Origin of the sequence: Streptomyces griseoviridis (assembly GCF_005222485.1) — a bacterium.
Lineage (GTDB): Bacteria > Actinomycetota > Actinomycetes > Streptomycetales > Streptomycetaceae > Streptomyces > Streptomyces hintoniae.
Genome location: NZ_CP029078.1, coordinates 1,250,925 through 1,272,482, shown reverse-complemented (window position 1 = coordinate 1,272,482; position 21,558 = coordinate 1,250,925). Strand labels below are relative to the sequence as shown.

Here is a 21,558-nt window from a genome sequence, read left to right as displayed (position 1 = left end):
AGATGCCCTACTCCTCCGCAACGCTCTCCTCGGTAGCATCCCTACCGCCCCCCACCGCAGGTCACCCAGGCGCGCACCGGGGCGGGAACAGCCAACAGGACCGGCGAAGCGGAGAGTTGCACGTGAGCGGAGGCACCATAGCGGTCGTCGGCGGCAGCATCGCGGGGTGCGCGGCGGCGCTGGCCGCGGCGCGCGGCGGAGCCGACCGGATCACCGTCTTCGAGCGCGCCCAGGCCGGGCTCCGCGACCGGGGCGTGGGGATCGGCCTGCACGAGGACCGCTTCGCCGAACTGCGCGACGCCGGCTATCTGACCTCCGAGATGCCCTGGGCGCCCCTGAACCGCCGCGTGTGGAGCGTGCGGGACGGCGACGCACGGCACGGGCGGCCCGTCGGCGAGCAGCCGTTCCCGTTCCGCGCCTACAACTGGGGCTCCCTGTGGGGCGAGTTGCGGCACCGGGTGCCCGACCGCGTCGACTACCGCTCGGGCGCCGTCATCACCGGTGTGGAGCCCGACGCCGACGGTGTCACCCTGCGGCTCGGCGACGGACACCGCGAGCGCTTCGACCTCGTGATCGGCGCCGACGGCTACCGCTCCGTCGTCCGCGCCGCCATGTACCCGGAGGCGACGGCGAGTTACGCCGGCTACATCGGCTGGCGCGGCACCTCGCCCGAGGTCGCCGACCTGCCCTCGGACGGGCTCGACGCGCACAACATCGTCTTCCCCGGCGGACACTGCATGGCGTACCGCATCCCGGACGGCGTCGGCGGCCACCGGCTCAACTGGATCCTCTACACCACGCCCACCGGCGCCGAGGAACTCCACTTCGACCCGCGCACCCCGACCTCGCTGCCACCGGGCCGCGTCACCGCGCGACTGACGTCGTCCCTGCGGGAGTTGGTGGCCGACACCTTCCCGCCGTACTGGGCCGCCAAGCTGCTGGGGACCCCGGTGGAGGCCACCTTCGTCCAGCCCATCTACGACCTGGACGTCCCCAGCTACACCGTCGGCCGGACGGCGCTCATCGGGGACGCCGCGAGCATCGCCCGGCCGCACCTCGGCGCCGGCAGCGTGAAGGCGCTCCAGGACGCCACCGCTCTCCAGGCGGCCTGGGAGGAGGGCGGCGACTGGCAGCGGATCCTGGACGCCTACGACACCGCCCGCCACCCGATCGGCTCCGCGATGGTGGCGCTGGCCCGCCGGATGGGGGCCGCGCAGGTCGTGAACACCCCGGACTGGTCGGCCATGGAGCAGCCGGAGTTCGACACCTGGTGGCAGGCCCAGAACAACGGCTCGGACCGCACCAGCGGCTTCGGCGGACACCGCCTGACGGGCCGCTGAGCCGGGCGGACGGCCTGGACCGCCCGGGGTTTCAGGGGTTCACGTGACCGCCCGGAGCTCACCGAACCGCCTGGCGGGCAGCCGTCCGGTGGGAATCAGTCGCCGAGCGTCGCCAGGTCCTCGACCATGACGTTCGCGAGGCGGGTCCCGTCCGGGCGGACCTGGCGCAGGTACCAGGTCTGCACCGGCGAGTGCTCCCGGCGCCCGAACTCCCAGGCCCCGCGCGGGCTGTCGATCTGGCCGAGCCCGCCGATGGCCCGGTTGACGGTCTCCGGGGTCACCGCGCCCCGCGCCGCCGCGTCCGCGACCGCCTTGTCCAGCACGGCCGCCGCGTCGTACGACGACATCGCGTACGTGGTCGGTTGCGCGTCGTGCCGCGCCGTCCAGTCGGCGACGAAGCGCCGGTTGGCCTCGTTGTCCAGGTCGGCCGCGTAGTTGAGGACCGAGTAGATGCCCTTGGCCGCGTCGCCCTGCGCGTCGAGGACACTGCCCTCGGTGACGAACGCCGTGTACAGCGGCAGGTCGGCGATCTCGGAACGGGCGTACTGGCGGGCGAAGTCGATCGCGGCCCGGCCCGCGTAGAAGCAGTAGACGGCCTTGGCGTCCGAGCGGGCGATCCGCGCGAAGTACGGCCGGAAGTCGGTGGTCCTCGGGAACGGCGTCCAGGTCGTCCCGCCGCCCGGGTTGGCGAGTTTCCCGCCCAGCCGCTCGAACTCGTCCGTGAAGCCGCGCAGTTGGTCGTAGCCGCCCTGGTAGTCGGGGCCGATCGCGTAGACCGGGCCGTCGACCGCCTCCTCGACGTACGGGGCGATGGCCCGGCCCGGCTCGTCGGAGAGGAAGCTCGTCGTCCACACCCGGTCCAGGTCCTTGACGGCCGGGCGGGCGTTGGACCCCACGAACGGGATCCCGGCCCGCTCGACCAGGGGCAGCACCGCGTTGACCGAACCACCGCTGACGAAGCCCGTCAGGACGTCGACCTTCTCCTTCTCGACGAGCCGCGTGGTGGCGGGCACGGCGGCCTGCGGGCCGTCGCCCTCGTCCGCGACGACGAGTTCGGCCGGACGCCCGCCCAACTCGCCGCCGTGCGTACGCAGATACAGCTCGAAGCCGTCCCGAAGCTCGGTGCCGACCGGCTTGTAGGTGCCGGAGAGGGACGCGACGAGACCGACCTTCAGGGGGTCGTCAGGGCCGTCGCCAGGACCGCCGCACCCGGTGACGGCGGTCAGCGCGAGGGCCAGCGCCACCGCGCCGAACAGCCGCGGCGCGCGGGAGGAACGAGGGGACGGGTCGAGGAACATGGGGGCTCTCATCCGGGCGGGCGGTGACGGGGCCGGTCCTGGCGGGGGTTCCGCGCTCAGCGCGCGAACGGCGCGTGCGGCGCCCGGGTCTGCGGGGACAGGGCGTCGCCGACCTGGTTGATCAGCTCGGACATCATGTAGCTGACCTCGCCGATGTCGGCGTCCCTCGTGGTGGTGACCAGCAGCGACGCACCGCTGGAGACGGCCATCGAGAACAGGTAGCCGCCCTCCGTCGCGGTCAGGCTGTGCTCGACGGGATCGGTGTCCGTCAACTGCGCCGCAGCCGACAGCAGGTTGACGACGCCGGAGGCGATGGCGGCCAGCCGGTCCGCCTCGTCCCGGTCCACCCCGGCGTGGGCCAGGGCGAGACCGTCCACGGAGACGGCGATGGCCCGCGTCACCCCGGGCACCCGGCCGGCGAAGTCGCTCAGGATCCAGCTGAGGTCGGAAGGGTTCATCACTCGCTCCGTTCGGTGTCGTCGGCGGCGGTGCGCTCGCGCCGCCGCGCGCTGCGGCTGACGCCCGAGGTGTAGGCGGCCAGCACGTCCGAGACCTGCCGGGAGTCCCGGCGGCGCGGCGCCTGGCGCGCCGGGGCGCCGCCCGGCCGCTGCTGCGGGGTGTCCCGCCCGGCGCCTGGCCAGCGCTGCGGCGCGTCGCGTCTGCGCACCGGCAGCCCCGACGCGCTCACCCCGGCGACCCGGGAGCCCGGCTCGGCGCTCGCGGACGGCTCGGGGCTCGCGGACGGCTCGTTGTGCCGCTCCCGTGGACCGTCGCCCGGGTCGGGCGCCGCCCCGGCGTCCGCACCCTGCCGTCGCCCGGACCGCTCGGGCACGGCCCTGCGCCGGGGCGGAGCGGTCCGCGCCCCCTCCGCCATGTCCCCTCCCTGCGCCGGGAGTTCGACCGGGACGGTGGCCAGCACGCTCGCCGGCAGGGTGACCTCCGCGATGGTGCCGGGCCCCGCGGAGTCCCGCAGTTCGACGACGATGCCGTGCCGTGCGGCGAGCCGCGCCACCACGTGCAGCCCCATGAAACGGACGTCCCCGATGCCCGCCTGCGGCTCGCGCAGCGCGGCGTTCCGCACCGCCCGGCGCTCCGCCGAGATCCCCACACCCTCGTCGACGACCTGCACGACCGCCCGGTCCCGCAGCCGCCACACCGTGACCCCGACGGTGGTCTCGGGCGGGGAGAACCGGGTCGCGTTGTCGAGGAGTTCCGCCAGGATGTGCGCCACGTCGTGGACGGCCCGCGCGGTGACCGCCACATCGGGCTCGATCAGTCCGAGGGAGACCCGCTCGAACCGTTCGATCTGCTGGGCGGCGGCCACCACGACGGTGGCGCAGTCGACGTCGGCCGGGCGCACCCGGGCGTTCCCGTAACCGCCCAGCACCAGCAGGTTGTTGGTGTTGCGCTCCATACGGACGGCGAGATGGTCGAGCGCGAACAGATGCTGCATCCGCCGCGGATCGGCCTCGTCCCGCTGCACGGTGTCCAGCTCGGACACCATGACACTGGTCAACTGCGCGCCCCTGCGCGCCACCCCGACCAGCGTCTCGGCGAACTGCGCGTGCGCGTGGGCCTGTTGGGCGGCGAGCCGGACCGCCTCGTGGTGGACGGCGTTGAACGCCTCGCCGACCTCCCCGATCTCGTCCCCGCCGGTGGCCGCCACCGGGGCGCCGGTCCGCTCGGCGACCTCTTCGGGGGTGGCGCCGCGCAGCGCGCCGGGCCGGGACAGCTCGCTCATCACGGCGGGCAACCCGGTGTGGGCGACCTGGTGCGCTGCGTCGCGCAGGGCGCGCAGCCGCCGGACCATCACACGGCCGATCCTGACGGTGAGGACGACGGCACCCACCAGGGTGAGCACCACCACGAGCGCCTCGATCAAGGCCGTCCTGACCAGCGCCGTCCGGGTGTCGGAGACCGTCGCCAGGACGTCGGCGTCGACCCGCCGCTGCACCGAGCGCAGCAGCGTCTGCCGGTCGGCCGAGGCCCGCTGCCACTGCCCGGGGGTGACCTCGACGTCCGCGCGGGTCCCGGAGCGGCCGATCGCGTCCTCGTACCGCCGTACCGTCAGCGCCTTCGGACCGGAGAGGGTGCGTTCCAGCCAGGTCCGCCACTGCCCCGGCCCCAGGTCGTACAGGACACCGAGCGACTCGGTGTATCCGAGCCGGCCGGCGTCGAAGGCGCGGCGGGAGGCGGGCGTGAAGCCGCCGGACGCCTGCGCCCGCGCGACCGTGACCTGCTGCTGGGCGGTGTACTCGGCGGCCTCGGAGAGCGCGGCGGCGGCCCGGACGCGGTCGGCGATACCGGCGTCGACCCCGTCGGCCTGCGCGATGCCCTCGCGGTAGCCGCCCAGGTCGGCGACGACGATGCGGTAGCGGAAGGCGAGCGCGGAGACGGTGGTGCTGCCGGAGCGGACCTGGGCGCGCAGCGACGACAGCGCGCCGAGGGAGCGCGCGGCCCGGTCCAGCGCGCGCCGCGCGTTGCCGGGGACCCCGGAGAGGCCGGCGGCCCGCTGCCGGAACGCGGTGACGCGCCGGTCGGTCGCGGCCGAGGCGGTCCGGAAGGCGTCCGCGTCGCCCTGCCCGGAGACCAGCGCGGTCGCCGCCGCCCGTTCCCGCTGCACCCGGTCGGCGAGGTCCGCCCCGACGGCCGCCGCGGTCACCATCGCGGTCAGCCGGTGCGCCTGGAGCGCGTGGTTCGTCGCGGGCGCCAGGGCCAGTCCTGAGAAGGCGACGGCCACGGTGAGCGGCGCGGTGACGAGCAGGGCCAGACGGCGGTTGATTCTCACGGGGCGGCTCCGTCCCGGGAACCGGTGCTGAACATCGCGGACACGAGGGCGCCTTGGGATCGGGGGAGGGGGCGGGGATGGGGCGGCCAGGATCCTATGCGCCGGTCACGGACGGTGAATGTACGGGTCGATGGAGGGGAGGTGCGCCGATCACCACGTCTCCTCCGCGGAAAGGGCACAAGCGGCGGAACGGGAGGCCCGAGCGCGAACGGCGCCCCGCCACCGCGCGGACCATCCGTTCCCGACTGACCGAAAGTCAATCCGGCCCTGGTGGAGAAACGGTGACGATGCCCGCCGCCGAAAGTGTTCAACGCCCGCGCCACAATTAGGGATTCACCTAGAGTCGGCCGGGCGCGGGCGGTGCGGAGGGCGGCGGTGTGCCCGGCTCCTCGCCGCCGTCTCCGTGGCCGCCGCGCCCATCGCGCCATGGACAGCCCCCGGCGCCGTACCCCGCCGATCCGGACGACGGTCCGCGGTGGACACCGACCGCTCCGCGGAGTGACCACCTGGTCCCGTCCGGGCATGTCGAAATGCTCGATGCCACGGGCACGTTCGCCTGGTAGACACCGACGAGTCATCTCGGTGCCACCTCCCCGGACGGTTCGGCTGGCTGGATGAGGACACCGAGGCGCGAACCACCCCTTCCGCACCCCGTCTCGTGCCCCTCCCGACCGCAGTAGGAGTGTTCATGACCGGCTCGGCCCGCGTCCGGCCCGCCAGATCCGCCGTCGCCTCCCGCGCCCCCGGGCGGCGCGGCCTGGCGCGCGGAGCGGGGGTGCTGACCTGCTCGCTGCTGATCGGCCAGATCCTCACCGGTACCCCGGCGGCGGCCCAGTCGGGCACGGCGTCCGGTGTCACGTCCGCGCGGGCGGGCGACCTGATCGACGTCACCCTCGACCAGCTCAGGCCCACCCAGCCCTCGCTCGGCTACGACCAGATCTTCTACAAGCTCGGCCGCTACGGCAGCAGCAAGGACGAGGACCGCGGCAAGTTCAACAAGCGGTTCGACGACTGGTGCGAGACCAACGGCCAGGGCGTGGCCGCCTCCGTCGACGCGGGCGCCGCGCTGACCGACCCGTCCTCCTTCACCTGCGCGATCCCGGTCGGGCAGGAGACCGAGGACAGCCTCGCCCAGATGAAGACCGTGGTCGTCGGACCCGGCGGCACGCTGTACCTGACGGACGGCCACCACTCGCTGACCTCGTTCTGGGAGGCGGCCGACGGCGGTCCGAAGACGCCCATCAGGCTGCGGGTGAGCGCCAACCTCAGCCGGCTCTCCACCGCCGACTTCTGGAAGCGGATGCGGGCCGAGAACTGGGTGTGGCTCAAGGACGAGAAGGGCGACGCCATCACGGTGTCCCAACTCCCCACCCGGCTCGGCCTGTCCCGCTTCCACGACGACCCCTACCGCAGCCTCGTCTACTTCACCCGGGGCATCGGCTACGAACAGGCGAACGGCTCGGCCGAGTTCCTCGAATTCCTCTGGGGCGGCTGGCTGCGGGACCGGATCGACCTGTCCCGGTACGACCTGACGTCCCTGTCGTCCTCCCTCGACGCCGTGCGCGACGCCTCGAAGGCGATGACCGACCTCCCCGGCGACACCGTCGTCGCGGGCGGCCGCACCGCCGACGAGCTGGGCAGGCTCGCCGAGTGGAACGCCGGGAAGAAGGAGACGAAGGGCGAGTTCGGGGACCTGTCGCTGCCGTTGAGCGACAGCAAGCCGGGCAAGCTCGCCTTCGCCCTCGACTACCGCTCCCGGGTGCCCGCCACCCCCGCCTGCACCCGCACGGTCACTGGGCAGCGCGCGGGCGCCCTGCTGGTGACGTCGGGCACGACCTGCCTCGACAACGCCCGCCTCACCGGGGTCGTCCTCGTCACCTCGGGCGCGAGCCTGGTGGTGCGCGGCTCGGACATCACCGGCGCGGTGCAGACCGTCGGCGCCGACACCGTCCAGATCTGCGGGAGTTCGCTCACCGGCGCGCTGTCGGTGGTCGGCACCCGCTCCGCCGTCACCCTCTCCGGACCCGGCTGCACCGCCAACACCTTCAGGGGCCCGGTGTCGGTCACCGGCACGAAGGGCGCCTGACCCCGGCGGCGTGGGACCCGGCCGCGCGGTGCGTCAGCGCGGCCGGACCGGCTCGCCGTGCAGATGCCGGAAGACGAGGAGTGTCGCGTCGTCCGTCTGGTGCGGTCCGGTCAGGGCCCGCACCACGTCCTGGGCGAACTCCTCGAGACCGGCCGGGCCCGCGCCGACCCCGGGCTCCGCGGCCCGCCGTACCTCCTCGACCAGCCGTGCGGTGTCCGCGTCCGCGTCATGGGTGCGCCGCTCGACCAGCCCGTCCGAGTACAGCAGGACGATGTCGTCCTCGCGCAGCGTCGTCTCCGTCGCCCGGTAGCGCAGGTCCGGAACCACCCCGAGCGGCGGCCCGCCGGTGCCGGGCGCCTCGTCCAGGACGCGCGCCTCGCCGCCGCGCAGCAGCACGGGACGCGGATGCCCGGCGCAGGTCCAGCGCAGCAGGCACCGCTCGGGGTGGTAGCGGGCGATGACGGCGGTGGCCGTCGACTCCCGGCCGTCGTCGCACGCGACGTTGTTCAGCCACGTGGTGAGCTGCTCCACCTTCCGGCCGGTGAAGCTCAGCCCGGCCAGCGCGTACCGCAGCTTCGCCATCAGGGTGACCGCCTGGAGCCCGTGGCCGCGCGCGTCACCGAGCGCGATGAGGACCCGGTCGCTCGGCAGGACCCGCACCTTGAACCAGTCACCCCCGACCCCGGAGCCCGAGTCCGGCCGGTACACCGCCGCCGCCTCCAGCCCGAAGGGGCTCAACTCGCCCTCGAAATGCGGCAGTACGGCGTCCCGCAGCGCTCCGGAGATGTCCGCGAGCGCGTGCACCTGGGCCCGCTGCGCCTGGGCGTCCCGCTCGGCGAGCGCGGCCCGCTCGCGCGCCCTGCGGTCACCGGTGACGTCCATCATCACCGCGCGCACGCTCCACACCGGCCCGCCCGGCAGGCGGACCGGCTCGGCGACACAGCTCAGCACCTGCCCGCTGGCTTCGAGCCGCAGGTCGCACGCGGCGCGACGGTGGTGCTCGAACACGTCGTACAGGACTTGGCAGAGCCTGTCCTGACCGGCCGTGTCGGTCATCGCGGCGAGCCGCGGCAGGGAGGGGACGGGGGCGTCGTCTGCGAGTCCGAGGACGTGCTGGAGTCCCTCCGAGCCCTGCGCCGAGTCGTCGCCGAGGTTCCACTCCGCCCAGCACACCTGCGCCAACTGCTGGGCGGCGCGCGCCAGTAGGGTGCGGTGGCCGCGTTCCCAGCACAGCAGCAGATGCTCGCCGCAGCGGGTGACGGTCAGCTCGTTGTGGATGCGCACCGCCTGCCCGTCGGGCAGCGGCAGGTACCACTCGACCGGTTCGGGTCCTTGCGGCCCGCCGCCGCCGAACGCGTCCCGCAGCATCCGGGGCACCGCCGTGTCGGCCATGCTCGGGAACCGGTCGAACAGCGGCACCGGCCGGCCGGCCGACGGGGGACGCGCCTCGCGCGGGATGACGGCGTCCGCGTACCGCACGGCCGCCTCGTTCTGGGTGACGTAGTGGTAGTCGACGATCCGGCCTTCGTCGTCGCAGACGACCCTGACCAGCAGCGCGGCCATCGGCAGCGCGTCCAGGAGGTCACGGGTGGCGATGGCCGCCACCTCGGCCGGCACGTCGGAGCGGTCGTCCCCGCCCTCGGCGGGCGGCGTCGGGAAAGCCTCCCGGGCCCGGTGGTCGGCGCGGGCGGTGTACCAGCCGATCCTGCGGCGTTGCGACGCGAGCAGCTCCTCCAGAGCACGGACGCCGACCGGTGGCCGGGCGTCCTGTTCTGACTTCTCGCGGGCCGCCATGCCCCACCATCCTCCGGGCCTGTGCCCCTCGTACCAATCGGTCTCGGCCAGCACCATCAGACACGGAGCGCGCGGGACGCCCGGCACGACACGCCCGCTCCGGTGAGAACGGGCGCTTTCACGGCGGAGGTGAAGAAGTCGCTTTCCGTTCCGGTGGCGCGAAACAAATGCAGTCCTGATTTCGCCAGAATCGACGAGAGGCCCGATCGGCGTGAAATCGTCGTCGCGCCCGATGACTCGGCCACCAGGAGTTACAGCTTTTCACACCCGTAACGGCGACGCCAACCGGCCTCGTTGGTCGGGCGGGGAATTACGGACCAGGTGGCTCGAATTGCCGATCACTTCGGCGGTACAGGGAATTACTGCAGTGCCCCCTTGCACAGGTGGTACCGCCCGATGAAGATGAGCAACCGTGGCCGAGGCGCCCGTCCCGCGAAATGTGTGGGATGCCCGGCCCATTTTGTGGTGCGCCCGTCCGAAACGCATCGCATTCCGGCGCGTGCCCGCCCCGGCGGGGTCCGCGGTGTCACCTTTCGTTCCGTCGAACAGGATGGATTCAGAGTGGAGTCAGGGCAACGCACACTCGTTGAGCTATTCGAAGGAGTCGTCGCTCGGTTCCCCGACCGGGTGGCGGTGACGGCCGACGGCCGCGACCTCACCTACCGGGCCCTCGACGCCCGGTCCGCGGCGGTCGCCGGGCGGCTGCGGGAGACGGGCGCCGGCCCCGGTGCCCTGGTGGGCCTGCTGCTCCCGCGCACCGGTGCGCTCCCCGTCGGGCTGCTCGGCCTCATCAGGTCGGGTGCCGCCTACGTCCCCCTGGATCCGGGCTATCCCGAGGAGCGGATCGACTGGACGCTGGAGGACGCCGACGTCACCAGCGTCGTCACGACGACCGAACTGGCAAAACGATTCACCGGAACGGGCGTCGACATCGTCGTGCTGGACGAGGAGACGGGGGCGGACCCGGGGCGTGCGCCGGGGCAGGACGTGCGGGAGGGCCGGGCCGCCCACCCGGCCGCCGATCGCGCCCCCGTCGCCGCCCCCTCCGCCGCCGACCTGGCCTACGTCATCCACACCTCAGGCTCCACCGGTCTGCCCAAGGGCGTCCAGGTCGAACACCGGCAGGTGGTGGGGCTGTTCGACGCCACCCGGGACCTGTTCGACTTCGACGAGAACGACGTCTGGGCGCTGTTCCACTCCATCGCCTTCGACTTCTCCGTCTGGGAGTTCTGGGGCGCGCTGCTGTCCGGCGGCCGGCTCGTCGTGGTGCCGCAGGCGGTCGCCCGGGTGCCGCGCGACCTGCACCGGCTGCTGCGCGAGGAGCGCGTGACGGTCCTCAACCAGACCCCGTCCGCGTTCGCCCGGCTGGCCGCCGTCGACGGACCGCCCCTGGACGGGCTGCGGTGGGTGGTGTTCGGCGGCGAGCGGCTCGAACCCGCCTCGCTGCGGGGCTGGTTCGACCGGCACGGCGACCAACGGCCGCGCCTGGTCAACATGTACGGCATCACCGAGGCCACCGTGCACGCCTCGCACCGCCCGCTCACCGCCGCCGACTGCGCGGCGCCCGGCAGCCCGATCGGCGTGCCGCTGGACGACCTCGCCTTCCAGGTGCTCGACGAGGACGGCGTACCGGTCCCCGACGGCACCCCCGGTGAGCTGTACCTGTCGGGCGACGGGCTGGCCCGCGGGTATCTGAACCGCCCCGAGCTGGAAAAGGAACGTTTCCTCGAACTGGTCGGGGCTGACGGCACGGTCCGGCGCTGCTACCGCACGGGGGACCGCGTCGTCGCCCTCCCCGACGGCGGCTACGGCTACCTCGGCCGCACCGACGACCAGTTGAAGATCCGCGGCTACCGGGTCGAGCCGGGCGAGATCGAGGCGGTGCTCCTCGCCGACTCCGCCGTCTCCGCGGCCGTCGCCGTCGCGCACGACTACGGCGAGAGCGAGGGAGGGGGCGGCGGCGTCGACGGAGACGTACGCGTTCTCGCCTACGTCGCCTCCGACACCCCCGCCGCCGACCTCGCGCCCCGGCTCGGCGACCGTGCCGCCGCCGTGCTGCCCGCGCACATGCGGCCCTCCGCCTACGTCGTCCTGCCCGAACTGCCGCTCACCCGCAACGGCAAGGCCGACCGCGCCCGGCTCCCCGACCCGCGGACCGCGACCGCGCACGCCCCCGTCGCCGTCGCCGTCCCCGACCAGGACGGCGCCGCGGGACCCACCCCCACCGAGGCGCGGATCGCCGGGATCTGGCGCGAGGTCCTCGACCTGCCCGACCTCGGCACCGACACCGACTTCTTCGACCTCGGCGGCACCTCGCTCTCCCTGCTGCGCATGTTCGCCAGGACCAACGCCGCGTTCGGCACCGACCTCGACATCACCGTGCTGATCGACGGCGCCACCGTCGCCGCCCTGGCCCGCCACGTCGACACCGCCCTGGCCGCCGGCCCCCGGTGAGCGCCGCACGAGAGGCCCGCCCCACCCCACCCACCCCGGAGGGACGCATGACCGCACAGCCCGACTTCTCGCTCAGCCCCGAGGATCTCGCCGCCTTCCACCGCGACGGCTACGCGGGCCCCTTCACGCTGTACAGCCCCGAGGAGATCAAGAAGGGCTGGGGCCGCACCCGGCTGGAACTCCTGGACCGCGGCTCCGCCGTGTACAGCGAGGACGCCGCCGTCTCCGCCGCCACCAACATCTCCAACTACGACCGCCACCTCGACCACCCCTTCCTGGCCGACCACATCACCCGTCCGGAGATCGTGCACCGCGTCGCCTCCGTCCTCGGCCCCGACGTGCTGTGCTGGCGCACCGAGTTCTTCCCCAAACACCCCGGCGACGAGGGCACCGACTGGCACCAGGCGGACACCTTCGCCAACGCCTCGGGCACCCCGCAGATCCAGTGGCCGGGCGGCTCCGACTTCGGCGGCACCATCACCGTCTGGTGCGCCTTCACCGAGGCGAGCGCCGAGATGGGCTGCCTCCAGTTCATCCCCGGCACCCACCGCACCATGTACTACGACGAGACCAAGCGGATGCACTACGCGCCCGACCGCAACAACGACGTCGACAAGGACGGCGTCAGGCGCGGCTTCTTCGGCTACGACTACCGGGAACTCCAGATCGACCCCGACTGGAAGCCCGACGAGTCGAAGGCCGTCTCCATGGAGATGCGGGCCGGCCAGTTCATCATGTTCTGGTCCACCCTCATGCACGCCTCGCACCCGCACGAGGGCCGCACCCGCGACATGCGCATGGGCTTCGCCTCCCGCTACGTGCCCACCTCCGTCGAGGTCTACCCCGGCACCGACGCCATCGAGGAGTACGGCGGCCGGGTCAGCCTCGACCGGTACGGCACCGTCCTGGTCAGCGGCGCCGACACCTACGGACACAACAAGACCGCCGAACGCACCACCCGCGACCACCCCTTCGTCACCCAGCCCCCGGTCGGCAGGTGAGGCCGAGGGGAACGGCGGCCGACGACGGCACACCGGCCGCCCTCGCCCACGCCCTGCTGGACACGGCGTCCCTCACCCGCGCCCTGCCGCACCGGGTGAGGGTGACCCCCGCCGTGCCCATCCCGCCCGAACAGCTGCCCAGGACACAGGAGTTGCTCGACGAGATCGCCGACGAACTCGGCCTGCCCGGGGTGACGGTCCTCCCGGCGGTCGAGGGAGCCACCGCCGTCGAACTCGCCGTCGGCAGACGGCTCGCGCTGCGCGCGCCCGGTGAACTCGCCGACGGCGAGCCGCACCGGGCGGCCAGAGCCGCGCGCGCCGCGTTCCCCGGACCCGCCGTGGTGCTGCCCGGCCGGGACGGCACCCCCCTGCGCTGCTGGGCCGCGGGCCCCGAGGACGCCCCGGCCGTGATCGTCGTCAGCGCCTGCGGGATGCCCGTCGGACTCGCGACACCGTGGCTGGCCGCCCTGTCCCGCGCCTACCGGGTGGTGACCTGGGAGAGCCGCGGCCTGTTCGCCGCCGACGACGGCAGCGGGCTAGGCCGGCCCCCCGCGCACACCCTCGAAGCCCAGAGCGACGACGTGCTCGCCGTCCTCGACGGATTCGGCATCCCGCACGCCCACGCGCTCGGCCTGTGCGGGGGAGCGGTGATCGCCCTCTCGGCTGCCGCCCGCTCCGACCGCGTCAGCTCCCTCAGCCTCTGGCACGGCGACTGGGAACTCGGCGCGGAAGCACCCAAGACGGCCCACCAGCACGACATCGCGTCCCTGCTCGCCCTCGTCGCCAGGGGCCGCCCGCAGGCCGCCGCCATGCACCGGCTGATGAGCCGGCCCACCGCCCTCCAGGCGCTGCGCCCGGACATCGCCCACTACCTCATCCACCCCTACGCCACCCCCGAACTCCTGCACCGCTACGGCCTGTTGAACGGCGCCCTGATGACCGCCGACTGCCGGCGGCTGCTCGACGCCCCGCAACCGACCCTCGTCGTCACCAGCGACCGGGACGCCACCGCCCATCCGGCGGGCTCCGCCTTCGTCGCCCGCCACCTGCCCCGGGCCGGCCTGCGCACACTGCCCGAGGGCGACCACCTCACCGCCTTCGACGCGGGCGGCGAACTCGTCTCGCTGGCCGAGGAGTTTCTGCGCTCCGTGACCGTCCCCGACCGGAAGGGCACATGAACGACATCGACCCGCACCTGGCCGAGGTGCTCACCGAACACCCCGCGGTCGCCGCGGCCACGGTCACCCCAGACCCCGAAGGCGCGGGCGGCCACGCCCAGTTGGTCGCCGACCCCGGCACGGCCCGGGTGCTGCACCGGTCCGCCCGGCTGGAGGCGGCGGGCCGGCTCGGCGGCCTCGGCTGGCACGAACCCGCGGGCGCCCTGCGGGTCGCGGGCCTCAACCGCAGCGAGACGGAGTTCCTGCACCGCGAGATCTTCACCGACAACGCCTACTTCAGGTACGGCATCGCGCTGCCCGAGGCGGCCGTCGTCGTCGACGTCGGCGCCAACATCGGCATGTTCACCCTGCGCGCCGCCCTGCACAGTCCGGGCGCCCGCGTCATCGCCGTCGAACCCGTCACCGAACTCGCCGACGCCGTCGCCCTCAACGCCGAACTGCACGACGTGGACGCCACCGTGCTGCGCACCGCCCTCGGCCGCGAGGAGGGCGAGACGGCCTTCACCTTCTACCCCGGCAACAGCGTCATGTCCGGCCGGTTCGCGGACCCGGCCGAGGACCTCGACGTACTGCGCGGCTACCTGCTGACCGCCCCGGACGCGCCACCCGCGGGACACCTGGACCGCCTGGTGACCGACCGGATGGCCGCGCACACCCGCCGGGTCCCGGTGACCACGCTCACCGCCGTCGTCCACGCGCACGCCCTCGACCGCGTCGACCTGCTGAAGATCGACGTGGAGAAGGCCGAGGCCGACGTCCTCGACGGCATCGACGACACGGTGTGGCCGCGCGTCGAGCGGATCGTCATGGAGGTCCACGACATCGACGGCCGGCTCGCCGCCGTCCTCGCCAGACTCCGCGCCCACGGCTACGAGACCCGCACCGACCAGGACCCCCGGCTGACCCGCACCCCCTGCCACACCGTCTACGCCAGGCGCCCAGGCGCCGCCACCGGCGCGGCCCCCGTCACCCTGCCCGGCGGCGGCCCGACCCTGCGCCGCCTGGAGGAGGAACTGCGCGAACTGACCGCAAGGCGGCTCCCGTCGACGCCACCACCCCGCCGCTACACGCTCGTCACCGCCCTCACCGACAGCCGTCCGAAGCCCCGGCAGGCCGGGCGGGACACCACCGGTTCGCCCCGGGCGGCCGTGCTCGCCCGGATCTGGGCGGAGATCTTCGGCCCTGACGCGGTACGGCCCGACGCCGACTTCTTCGACCTCGGCGGCGACTCCCTCACCGCCGTACGCCTGATGGCGACCCTGGAGGACGAACTCGGCGAGGACGCCCTCACCCCCGACCTCATCTTCACCGACAGCACCTTCGGCGCCCTCGCCGACGCCGTCGAGGCGAGCGCCGCGCCCCAGCGGACGACCCGGCCGTGAGCGGCGGACGGCCCGCGGGGGAGCGGGCGACGAACGGCACCGCACGGCCGGCGCCCGGCCGCTGGTTCCACCGCCCGCTGCCCCGGCCGGACGCCAGGCTCCGCCTCGTCTGCGTCCCGCACGCCGGCGCCGGAGCCGCCGTCTTCCGCCCCTGGGCCGAACGGCTCGCCCCCGACGTCGAACTCGTCGCGGTACGGCTGCCGGGGCGGGAGAGCCGGCTGCGGGAGCCGGGGCGGGAGAGCCGGCTGCGGGAGCCGCCCGCCCGCCACTGGCCCACGCTCGCCCAGGACCTCGCCGCCGCCCTCGACGACCAAGTCCCCGCGCCCTACGTGCTGTTCGGCCACAGCATGGGCGCGATGCTCGTCTACGAGACCGTCCGCCGACCGCTCGCCCGACCGCCCGAGAAGGTCCTGCTGTCCGGCTGCCGCGCACCCCACGTGCCGCGCGCCCTGCCCGCCATCCACGCACTGCCCCCGGAGCGGTTCCTCGCGGAACTCGGCCGGCTGGCCGCCACCCCGGCGGCCGTCCTCGCCCGCCCCGCCCTCATGGAACTGCTGGAACCCGTGCTGCGCGCCGACATCCGGCTCGCCGAGACCTGGCACCACCCCGCGCCCGACCCGCTGCCCGTGCCCGCCACCGTGTTCTGGGGCACCACCGACGACGTCGCGCCCCCCGACGCGGTGGCCGCCTGGCGGCACCTCGCCCCGCACGGCTTTGGCGCCCGGCCCGTCGAGGGCGGGCACTTCTTCCCGTTCTCGCCCGAGGACGGGACCGGCCACCTGCTCCACCTGCTCGACGACGAGACCGCGCCCGCCGCGACACGACGACCACGAGGGAGCGACCGCGCGTGAGATCCCCCTACTTCGACGACGGCCACGCCGCGTTCCGCGCGGAGGTCAGGGCGTTCCTGGCCACCGAGGTGCTGCCGCACGCGGCCCGCTGGGAGGAACAGGACACGGTGCCCGCCGCCTGCTGGAAACTCCTCGGCGAAAGCGGCTACCTGGGCCTCGCGCACCCCCGCGCCGTCGGCGGCACCGACCGCGACTTCTTCACCTCCGTGGTCCTCCTCGAAGAACTCGGCCGCACCGGCTACGGCGGACTGCGGGCCGCCGTCGCCGTCCACGCCTACATGGCCACCCCCTACCTCAGCCGGGTCGGTAGCCCCGACCTGTGCCGCGCCTATCTGGGGCCCGCCGTGCGCGGCGAACGCGTCGCGGCCCTCGCCATCACCGAACCGGGCGCGGGATCCGACCTGTCGTCCCTGGCCACCAGGGCGGTCAGGGACGGCGGCCACTTCGTCGTCGACGGCACCAAGGCCATGGTCAGCAACGGCATGACCGCCGACTTCCTCGTGACGGCGGTCCGCACCGCCCCCGCCACCCGCGGCCCGCGCGGCGCCACCGGCCTCTCCCTGCTGCTCGTCGACACCCACCTGCCCGGCGTCCACCGCACCCCGCACCCCACCCTCGGCTGGCGCTCGGCGGGCACCGCCACCGTCACCCTCGACGCGGTACGGGTCCCCGCCGACCGGCTCGTCGGCCGCCTCGACCACGGCTTCTACTACCTGATGCGCGGCCTGCAACTGGAACGCCTCGTCGCCGCCGTCCTCGCCCTCGGCGGCATGGACCACACCCTGGACGACCTGCGCGCCTTCCTGCGCGCCCGGAACGTCGGCGGCGAGCCCCTCGCCCAACGGCAGGCCCTCGTGCACCGGGTCGCCGACCTTGCCACCGAACTCGCCGCCGCCCGCCACCTCGTGCACCACACCGCGTGGCTCTACGAGCAGGGCGAACTGCCGTCCGTGGAGTGCTCCATGGCCAAACTGCACACCACCGAACTGGCCTGCCGCCTCGCCGACACCTCGCTCCAGCTCCAGGGATCGCACGGCTACACGCAGACGTCCACGGCCGCCCGCGCCCACCGCGACGCCCGCGCCGCCACCGTCGCGGCCGGACCGAGCGAGGTGATGCGCGACCTCGTCGGCCGGGCCGTTCTGGGCGGCGACCCGGCCGGAGGGAGTCTCTGATGGACGACCGCACCGCCGTCTTCTTCCTCGCGCTCGCCCTGGTCCTCGCGGTGGCCAGGCTCTGCGGGGCGGGCGCCCGCCGCCTCGGACAGCCCGCTGTCGTCGGCGAGATCGTCGCGGGCGTCCTGCTCGGCTCGACCCTGCTCTCCCCGACCTGGGGCGTGCGCGACGCCGTCCCCTACGACGACGTCCAACCGCTCCTCGGGGCGCTCGCCAACGTCGGCCTCGCCCTCTTCATGTGCGTCATCGGCTACGAGACCGACCCCGCGTTCCTGCGCGGCAGCGGCCGCACCGCCCTCAGCGTCGCGACCGGCTCGGTCCTGCTGCCGCTGGCCGGCGGCATCCTGGTCGCCCTGCCCTTCGCCGCCGCCCACGGACCCTCGGGCACCCGCGGGTTCGTGCTGTTCGTCGGCGTGGCGATGTCCGTCACGGCGTTCCCCGTCCTGGCCCGCATCCTCGCCGACCAGCGGCTGAACCGGACGCCCGTCGGCCGGATCGCCATGGCCGCGGCCGGCGTCAACGACCTGATCGCCTGGGCCTGCCTCGCCGTCGTCGCCGCCCTGTTCAGCGACGCCGAGTCGTGGCGGATGGCGTTCCTGCCGGTGTATCTCGTCCTGCTGCTCGGGGTGGTACGCCCGCTGGCCGCCCGGTTCCTGCGCCGCCGCGCCCACGGCACCGCGGACACGGCGGGCGCCGTCGTCCTCGTCGTCGCCGGACTCATGGCCTCCTGCGCGGCCACCGAATGGCTCGGCATCCACTTCGTGTTCGGGGCGTTCGTGTTCGGCGCGGTGATGCCCAGGGAGGGCAGCGAGGAACGGATGCGGGTGGCGGTGATGGACGGCCTGGAGAAGTCCGCCACCCGCATCCTGCTCCCCCTCTACTTCGTGATCGCGGGCACCCGGGTCGACCTGTCGACGTTCCGCGCGGCACACCTCGGCGGCCTCGCCGTGATGCTGGCGGTCGCGGTGGCCACGAAGATGGCCGGCGCGGGACTGGGCGCCGCGGCGGCCGGCCTGCCCCGCCCCGATGTGCTCACCCTCGCGGTCCTGATGAACACCCGCGGCCTCACCGAGGTGGTGATCCTCACCGTCGGCCTCCAACTCCACCTGATCGACGCGGCGTTCTACTCGATCATGGTGGTGATGGCGGTCCTGACGACGGTCATGACCGGCCCCCTGCTGCCGTCCCGCCCGACCCCGTCGAAGGACGACCGTCCGCCGACCCCCACCCAGGACAGGGTGCCGACACCGGGCCGCGGACGAGGGTGACGACGGCGCGACGCGGACGAGGGTGACGACGGCGCGACGGGCCGGGACGGGCCGCGACGGGCAGGGGCGGGACGTGGCGAGGCGGGTGAGGCGGAACGGACCGGAGAACGGACCGATACGCGCCGTCCCCCCGTCCCCCCCCGTCCCGCCTTCCCCTCCCGCCCCTGCCGCCTCCCGTCCCGCTGCCTCGCCCCCCCCGTCGCCCTCGTCCCCTCCGTCCCGGCCGCCGCTCGGCGTCTCAGCCGGGCTGTACGGACTCGTCCCGCAGGCTGGTCCGCAGCAGCCCCGCCCGGTGCAGCCGCTGCTCCAACTCCAGTACCTCCTGGGCGGCTTGGCGGGGGCAGGGAGCCGCCGCCCCGATCAGCCCCCAGCGCCCGGCGACCGACGTGATAGCCCGCACATGGCCCTCGGGACCCGGCTGCCCGATCCCGTCCTCGAGCCGCTTCAGATCGGTCTCCGCCGCCGGCCGCACCACCTTGGTCGCCGCGTACACGCCCTGCTCGCGGCCGAGCACCTCGCGCGCCTCGGTGAGGAACGCGCGGACGTACTCGGCGCCGTTGGACGACAGGTTCAGGTCCTGCATGGCGATCACCTGACGGTCCCCGAACCGGCCGCCGAGGCGGGCGAGCGCGAAGTCCACGCCGCCCTTGACGAACCCGAGGTCGCGCCCGGCGCCCTGGAACGCGCCGTGCAGGGCGGCCACCCCCTCCCGCACGGCCCGGAAGTCGGCGGGCGCGATGTCGAAGCGCGCGCAGGTGTCCTCGTCCACGTAGACACTGCCCTCCCAGACGCTGCCCCGGGTGATCTGCACGGTCCCGCCCTCGGCCGGCCGGCCCGCGACCACGTGCGCGGAGGGCGCCAGGATGAACTCGTAGCCGGGGACGCGGTGCCGCCCGTAGTGGGTGTGCACCTCCAGGACGTAGTCCTCCTCGGTCTCCATCGCCTGCCGCGCCAACGCGTCAAGCGCCGCGACGTCGTCGAGGGGCACCCCCATCCTGATCCGGCTGCCGGTCAGCTCCTCGGCGGGCTTGAAGCAGCCCAGTTCGAGGCCGTACCGCTCGCGCAGCAGACGGGCGGCGGACCGCACCTGGTCGCGCATGGACGCCTCGTCGGAGCCGCGCCGGGTCAGCGAGTACCCCGGCAGGCGGGGCAGCAGCACCCCGAACTCCCGGTGGAAGGGCGTCACTTCGGCCTCGGCGTCCAGCAGGAGGCGCGGGTCGTCGTCGGCGGCGCGGGGGCCGGGGACCTCAAACGCCTCCTCGACGGTCGGGTACAGCGTCGTCTTGCGGTTCCAACGGGCGGCGATCTCGGGCCCGTTGGCGTCGACGCGCAGCTCGGTGAGACCCGCCGCGCGCTTCAGCCAGAGCAGCAGCACCCGGGTCTCGGTGTCGGCGGCGAACAGCCGCACGACGGTCTCGGGCGCGGCGCGCAACTGCCGTACGAGGACGTCGAGGGGCGTGGCGAGCCGCTCGGTGGGCGCGGCGACGGCCAGCGCGAGCAGGGCGTGCGACAGGTAGTAGTAGCTGGTGTCGGCCACCTCGACGCCGACGACCTTCCCTGACGCGGCCACCGCCTGCCGCCACGGCTCGCCCCGCCCCACCGCCAGGTCGCCCGGCGCGGCCAGATACACCGACCTGGCCTCCATGTAGGCGGAGAAGTCGTCGGGCGAACGCCCCAGGGCCAGTTGGGCGACGTCGGCCTCGAAGCAGCCCTTGAGCGTGGAGGCGGTGCCGAGGACGATGGCCGGCACCTGCCCGCGCTCCGCGCCGAACGGCCGCAGCTCCACATCGGCCGCCGCCTCGGCCCCGGCGAGCCCGACGCCGAGCAACCGCCGCGACACGTCCTCCAACTCCGCGCGCGACAGCAGTCCTGGCCCCATGCAGAACCCCTCCCACGCGAGCGTCCTGCCACGGTGAACGACGGTCTGTTCCTGCATCCACGGCTCCCGGTATCGGTGCGGACAGCGACAGAGTGATCACATACTGTGTACTCGCGCAGGATAGCCAAAGGAAGGGCGTCTGCCTGCCGCGGGAAATGGCCTCCCTCCCTCGTTGCCCGACCGGGCGTGAGCATGCCTCCGGGGCGGGAGGGCGGAGTCCGGAATTTCGCCCTCACCGGCGCGCTCGCTCCCTTAGCGTGATCGCATGAGTGAAGAGAGTTACTTCTCCGTGCGGACGCTGAGGGATCTGGTGACGGGCGAGGCGTGGAGGGGTCTCACCCGCTACCCGTCCTGGAGCTATCCAGCAGATCGAACCCTGTTACGGCAGGGCACGCGTGGGACTCATGTGCTTGCCCTGACCAGTGGAATGGTGAAGGTGGTCCGCACGGACCGCGATGGGCGGCAGCGGCTGCTCGCCTTCCGCGGGCCGGGTGAGATTCTGGGCGAGATGGCACTCCAGCACGGCGGGGAGCGTCTGGCCGACGTGCGGACAATGAGCACATGCAAAGCGTCCGTGGTGCCTGCTGAGGACTTCAGACGCTTTGTGGACGACCATCAGCTTGCCTACCCGCTGGCCGTGCTGGCATCGAGTCGATTGCGGGAGCAGACCGAGGTCTACGACGGTGCCGTGCATGAGCGTCTGGCGATGGCGCTGCTGCGCCTCGTCGAGGTCTCCGGTGGTGTGTGCTCGTTCTCGCTCACCAGGGAGGAGCTGGCGCAGCACGTCGGGGTGGGCCGCAACTCCGTCACCAAGGCGCTGCTCCGCCTCGGCCCGGAACGGGTGGAGGCCACGAAGAACCGCGTCCACGTCACCGGTCTCGACGACCTGAGGAAGATGCTCGCCGGCTCTCTCAGCGCGTGAACACCCTGTGGTCCACGTCACATTCCGTGCGCACTCGCGGGGCGGACCGATCCGGTGCCGGCTGTGAAGCTCGAACGGCACGACCACCCACACAACGGCGTCTCCGTCCCGACCGTCGCGGAGCGGACGGAGCGCGAGGAGG

Annotated in this window: 15 protein-coding genes; 10 read left to right on the top strand and 5 right to left on the bottom strand. The window is 73.8% G+C overall.

Going from position 1 to position 21,558, the window contains the following annotated elements; genetic code table 11:
* Nucleotides 1-122 precede the first annotated feature (122 nt).
* Nucleotides 123-1,340, top strand: a complete 1,218-nt coding sequence (locus DDJ31_RS05125; RefSeq protein WP_127181479.1) for an FAD-dependent monooxygenase — start codon at nt 123-125, stop codon at nt 1,338-1,340.
* 95 nt (nt 1,341-1,435) lie between these two features.
* Here the strand turns inward: DDJ31_RS05125 and DDJ31_RS05120 are convergent, their stop codons facing one another.
* From DDJ31_RS05120 to DDJ31_RS05110, 3 genes are read right to left on the bottom strand one after another with little or no spacing between them, the layout of a single operon-like run.
* Nucleotides 1,436-2,638, bottom strand: a complete 1,203-nt coding sequence (locus DDJ31_RS05120) for an ABC transporter substrate-binding protein (protein WP_127181480.1) — start codon at nt 2,636-2,638, stop codon at nt 1,436-1,438.
* 56 nt (nt 2,639-2,694) lie between these two features.
* Nucleotides 2,695-3,099 (bottom strand): roadblock/LC7 domain-containing protein, encoded by a 405-nt coding sequence (locus DDJ31_RS05115; protein WP_127181481.1) that lies wholly within the window; start codon nt 3,097-3,099, stop codon nt 2,695-2,697.
* Nucleotides 3,096-5,426 (bottom strand): sensor histidine kinase, encoded by a 2,331-nt coding sequence (locus DDJ31_RS05110; RefSeq protein WP_127181482.1) that lies wholly within the window; start codon nt 5,424-5,426, stop codon nt 3,096-3,098. The genes DDJ31_RS05115 and DDJ31_RS05110 overlap by 4 nt, the downstream gene beginning before the upstream one ends.
* A gap of 688 nt (nt 5,427-6,114) precedes the next feature.
* On the opposite strand from DDJ31_RS05110, the gene DDJ31_RS05105 reads away from it, so the two are divergent.
* Nucleotides 6,115-7,512, top strand: a complete 1,398-nt coding sequence (locus tag DDJ31_RS05105) for a ParB/Srx family N-terminal domain-containing protein (RefSeq protein WP_127181483.1) — start codon at nt 6,115-6,117, stop codon at nt 7,510-7,512.
* A gap of 33 nt (nt 7,513-7,545) precedes the next feature.
* On the opposite strand, the gene DDJ31_RS05100 is transcribed toward DDJ31_RS05105, so the two are convergent.
* Entirely contained in the window at nt 7,546-9,306 is a 1,761-nt protein-coding gene (locus tag DDJ31_RS05100) for a PP2C family protein-serine/threonine phosphatase (protein WP_127181484.1), read from the bottom strand.
* Between the two features lie 561 nt (nt 9,307-9,867).
* Between DDJ31_RS05100 and DDJ31_RS05095 the strand changes: the two genes are divergently transcribed.
* The 7 genes from DDJ31_RS05095 to DDJ31_RS05065 are packed head-to-tail and all read left to right on the top strand — an operon-like array spanning nt 9,868 to nt 18,615.
* Nucleotides 9,868-11,760 carry a non-ribosomal peptide synthetase gene (locus DDJ31_RS05095; RefSeq protein WP_276319322.1) on the top strand — a complete coding sequence of 631 codons (1,893 nt, stop codon included), beginning with the start codon at nt 9,868-9,870 and terminating at the stop codon, nt 11,758-11,760.
* Nucleotides 11,761-11,807: 47 nt separating this feature from the next.
* Nucleotides 11,808-12,761 carry a chlorinating enzyme gene (locus DDJ31_RS05090; protein WP_127181485.1) on the top strand — a complete coding sequence of 318 codons (954 nt, stop codon included), beginning with the start codon at nt 11,808-11,810 and terminating at the stop codon, nt 12,759-12,761.
* Entirely contained in the window at nt 12,758-13,939 is a 1,182-nt protein-coding gene (locus tag DDJ31_RS05085) for an alpha/beta fold hydrolase (protein WP_127181486.1), read from the top strand. The genes DDJ31_RS05090 and DDJ31_RS05085 overlap by 4 nt, the downstream gene beginning before the upstream one ends.
* Complete coding sequence (locus DDJ31_RS05080; protein WP_127181487.1) at nt 13,936-15,321, top strand: FkbM family methyltransferase; 1,386 nt, start codon at nt 13,936-13,938, stop codon at nt 15,319-15,321. The genes DDJ31_RS05085 and DDJ31_RS05080 overlap by 4 nt, the downstream gene beginning before the upstream one ends.
* Complete coding sequence (locus DDJ31_RS05075) at nt 15,318-16,172, top strand: thioesterase II family protein (RefSeq protein WP_127181488.1); 855 nt, start codon at nt 15,318-15,320, stop codon at nt 16,170-16,172. Before DDJ31_RS05080 ends, DDJ31_RS05075 begins: the two co-directional genes overlap by 4 nt.
* The gene (locus DDJ31_RS05070; RefSeq protein WP_127181489.1) at nt 16,169-17,347 is read left to right on the top strand and encodes an acyl-CoA dehydrogenase family protein; all 1,179 of its coding nucleotides are present in this window, start codon (nt 16,169-16,171) and stop codon (nt 17,345-17,347) included. The genes DDJ31_RS05075 and DDJ31_RS05070 overlap by 4 nt, the downstream gene beginning before the upstream one ends.
* Nucleotides 17,347-18,615: a cation:proton antiporter domain-containing protein gene (locus DDJ31_RS05065; protein WP_127181490.1), complete on the top strand. Its 1,269-nt coding sequence runs from the start codon at nt 17,347-17,349 to the stop codon at nt 18,613-18,615. The genes DDJ31_RS05070 and DDJ31_RS05065 overlap by 1 nt, the downstream gene beginning before the upstream one ends.
* A 238-nt stretch (nt 18,616-18,853) precedes the next feature.
* Here the strand turns inward: DDJ31_RS05065 and DDJ31_RS05060 are convergent, their stop codons facing one another.
* Nucleotides 18,854-20,551, bottom strand: coding sequence for a hypothetical protein (locus tag DDJ31_RS05060; RefSeq protein ID WP_127181491.1), 1,698 nt, complete (start codon nt 20,549-20,551; stop codon nt 18,854-18,856).
* A 208-nt stretch (nt 20,552-20,759) separates the two neighbouring features.
* Between DDJ31_RS05060 and DDJ31_RS05055 the strand changes: the two genes are divergently transcribed.
* Entirely contained in the window at nt 20,760-21,416 is a 657-nt protein-coding gene (locus DDJ31_RS05055; protein ID WP_127181492.1) for a Crp/Fnr family transcriptional regulator, read from the top strand.
* Nucleotides 21,417-21,558: the final 142 nt, after the last annotated feature.